This window comes from Acinetobacter sp. YH12058 (assembly GCF_013419805.1).
In the GTDB taxonomy this organism is placed as follows: Bacteria; Pseudomonadota; Gammaproteobacteria; order Pseudomonadales; family Moraxellaceae; genus Acinetobacter; species Acinetobacter towneri.
In genome coordinates this window covers 1-2,731 of the sequence record NZ_VOZL01000050.1, presented here as the reverse complement: position 1 = coordinate 2,731, position 2,731 = coordinate 1, and the positions used below count along the sequence as shown (strand labels likewise).

Here is a 2,731-nt window from a genome sequence, read left to right as displayed (position 1 = left end):
AAAGTTTTACGTACTTTAACTGAATCAACCTATGAAATTCAGCCTCAGCAAAGTCATTATGAATCTCTCGAAGTAGATGAGTTCTGGAATTTTGTTGGAAATAAAAAGAATAAACAATGGCTTATTTACGCCTATCATCGAGAAACAGGTGAAATTGTTGCTTATGTTTGGGGTAAACGAGATTTAGCTACAGTCTAACAATTGAAGACAAAGCTTAAACAATTAGATATTCACTACACCCGAATTGCAAGTGATCATTGGGACAGTTTCATCACTGCTTTTAAAAATGGTAAGCAAAGTATTGGTAAATTTTTTACTGTAGGTATTGAAGGCAATAATTGCAAAATAAGGCATAGAATTAGGCGTAGCTTCAGAAGAAGCTGTAATTTTTCAAAAAAGCTTGAAAACCATTTTAAAGCTTTTGATTTAGCCTTCTTTTCTTTTACATCAATAATGGCTTCATTTAAAGGCAGCATACTTTTTGAAGCACCACCAAAATTTTATGTTAAGTAGAGACTAAAAATGCCCTTGATTAAGGGCTTACAAGGGCATTTTGTATAAGGTGTATTATGTTAATTTTAGAATTTCTTCATTCTCGATAGGTATAGTAGAGTGATATCTCGATAGGTATAGTGTTTTGCAGTTTAGAGGAGATATCGCGATGCATACGCGGAAGGCAATAACGGAGGCGCTTCAAAAACTCGGAGTCCAAACCGGTGACCTCTTGATGGTGCATGCCTCACTTAAAGCGATTGGTCCGGTCGAAGGAGGAGCGGAGACGGTCGTTGCCGCGTTACGCTCCGCGGTTGGGCCGACTGGCACTGTGATGGGATACGCGTCGTGGGACCGATCACCCTACGAGGAGACTCTGAATGGCGCTCGGCTGGATGACGAAGCCCGCCGTACCTGGCTGCCGTTCGATCCCGCAACAGCCGGGACTTACCGTGGGTTCGGCCTGCTGAATCAATTTCTGGTTCAAGCCCCCGGCGCGCGGCGCAGCGCGCACCCCGATGCATCGATGGTCGCGGTTGGTCCGCTGGCTGAAACGCTGACGGAGCCTCACGAACTCGGTCACGCCTTGGGGGAAGGATCGCCCGTCGAGCGGTTCGTTCGCCTTGGCGGGAAGGCCCTGCTGTTGGGTGCGCCGCTAAACTCCGTTACCGCATTGCACTACGCCGAGGCGGTTGCCGATATCCCCAACAAACGGTGGGTGACGTATGAGATGCCGATGCTTGGAAGAGACGGTGAAGTCGCCTGGAAAACGGCATCGGATTACGATTCAAACGGCATTCTCGATTGCTTTGCTATCGAAGGAAAGCCGGATGCGGTTGAAACTATAGCAAATGCTTACGTGAAGCTCGGTCGCCATCGAGAAGGTGTCGTGGGCTTTGCTCAGTGCTACCTGTTCGACGCGCAGGACATCGTGACGTTCGGCGTCACCTATCTTGAGAAGCATTTCGGAACCACTCCGATCGTGCCTCCGCACGAGGCCGTCGAGCGCTCTTGCGAGCCTTCAGGTTAGAGGCCGTCGACAATGATAATCTGGATCAACGGACCTTTCGGCGCCGGAAAGACGACGCTCGCTAAGCGGCTGCGCGATCGGCGTTCCAAATCGCTGATCTTTGACCCCGAGGAAATCGGGTTCGTGGTGAAAGAAACGGTCCCCATGCCAGCGAGCGGAGACTATCAGGATCTCCCCTTGTGGAGGGGACTTACGATCGCGGCGGTCAGGGAGATTCGAAGGAATTACTCGCAGGACATCATCATCCCAATGACGCTCGTGCACCCGGACTATCTGACTGAGATACTCGACGGGGTAAGGCGGATCGACGATCAGCTGCTGCACATCTTTCTGACGCTCAACGAGGACCTATTGCGTCACCGGATCGCGAACCAGACCATGCATCCTGACCCGAATCGAAATGCGGAGATTCGAGAGTGGCGATTAGCGAATGTCGCCCGATGCTTGGCCGCAAGGGAACGGCTTCCATGCACAACCCGTGTTCTCGATAGTGGTGCACACACCAGCGATGAACTCGCAGCGATGGTGCTCGACGGAATCGATGGGCGCACCTGATCGCCTTCGACGCCTGCGCAAAGCGTAGCGCGAGGGTGGCGGGCTCACGACCAAACGCCCAGAGGTCGATCATCGCAGGGATGTTTGGCTTTGTGGTGCGGACGACGGGACTCGAACCCGTACTCTCACAGAGAAGCAGATTTTCGTACCACCTCGACTTTCGCCGCCGTCTGATGACGTTCGTGGTCTGGACTGTCCCTTCGCCATTGCCCGAAGGCTTTAGGCGCCGCCCGTCCAGTCTCTACACCTTCCCCCGAAGGGGCTTGGCTCGGGATTGGCTTAGGGTATTGCCCGTTAGCGTTCCCCGACTTTGAGCGGTTCTACTCCGCGGATTTCCCCGCGGGCACTCCAATTTTAAAGTCTGCTGCGTCTACCGATTTCGCCACGTCCGCCTTTTTTCGCCGTTCCTAGCGCTCGTGCGATGCACCTATGTTGCACCTAGCGCCGAATCGTTCTTCGTCATCCTGAAAAACCACGTCTCCTAAAGCCTTGCATAGCTTATCTTTTCTCCACCACGAACTTTTTTGGGCACTGTTGCAAATAGTCGGTGGTGATAAACTTATCATCCCCTTTTGCTGATGGAGCTGCACATGAACCCATTCAAAGGCCGGCATTTTCAGCGTGACATCATTCTGTGGGCCGTACGCTGGTACT

The 2,731-nt window shown here is 51.8% G+C and carries 3 protein-coding genes and 1 pseudogene; 3 read left to right on the top strand and 1 reads right to left on the bottom strand.

Annotated features, from left to right (window positions below):
* The 3 genes and pseudogenes from FTU09_RS13550 to FTU09_RS13540 all read left to right on the top strand — a co-directional run.
* Positions 1 to 467: pseudogene (locus FTU09_RS13550) on the top strand (IS1 family transposase); the annotation flags it as partial.
* 194 nt (positions 468 to 661) lie between these two features.
* Positions 662 to 1,522: an aminoglycoside N-acetyltransferase AAC(3)-IId gene (aac(3)-IId, locus tag FTU09_RS13545; protein ID WP_000557454.1), complete on the top strand. Its 861-nt coding sequence runs from the start codon at positions 662 to 664 to the stop codon at positions 1,520 to 1,522.
* Positions 1,523 to 1,534: 12 nt separating this feature from the next.
* Entirely contained in the window at positions 1,535 to 2,077 is a 543-nt protein-coding gene (locus tag FTU09_RS13540; RefSeq protein WP_000587837.1) for an AAA family ATPase, read from the top strand.
* A gap of 407 nt (positions 2,078 to 2,484) precedes the next feature.
* On the opposite strand, the gene FTU09_RS13980 is transcribed toward FTU09_RS13540, so the two are convergent.
* The coding region (locus FTU09_RS13980) for a hypothetical protein (protein WP_206299284.1) at positions 2,485 to 2,731 on the bottom strand (247 nt) is incomplete at its 5' end.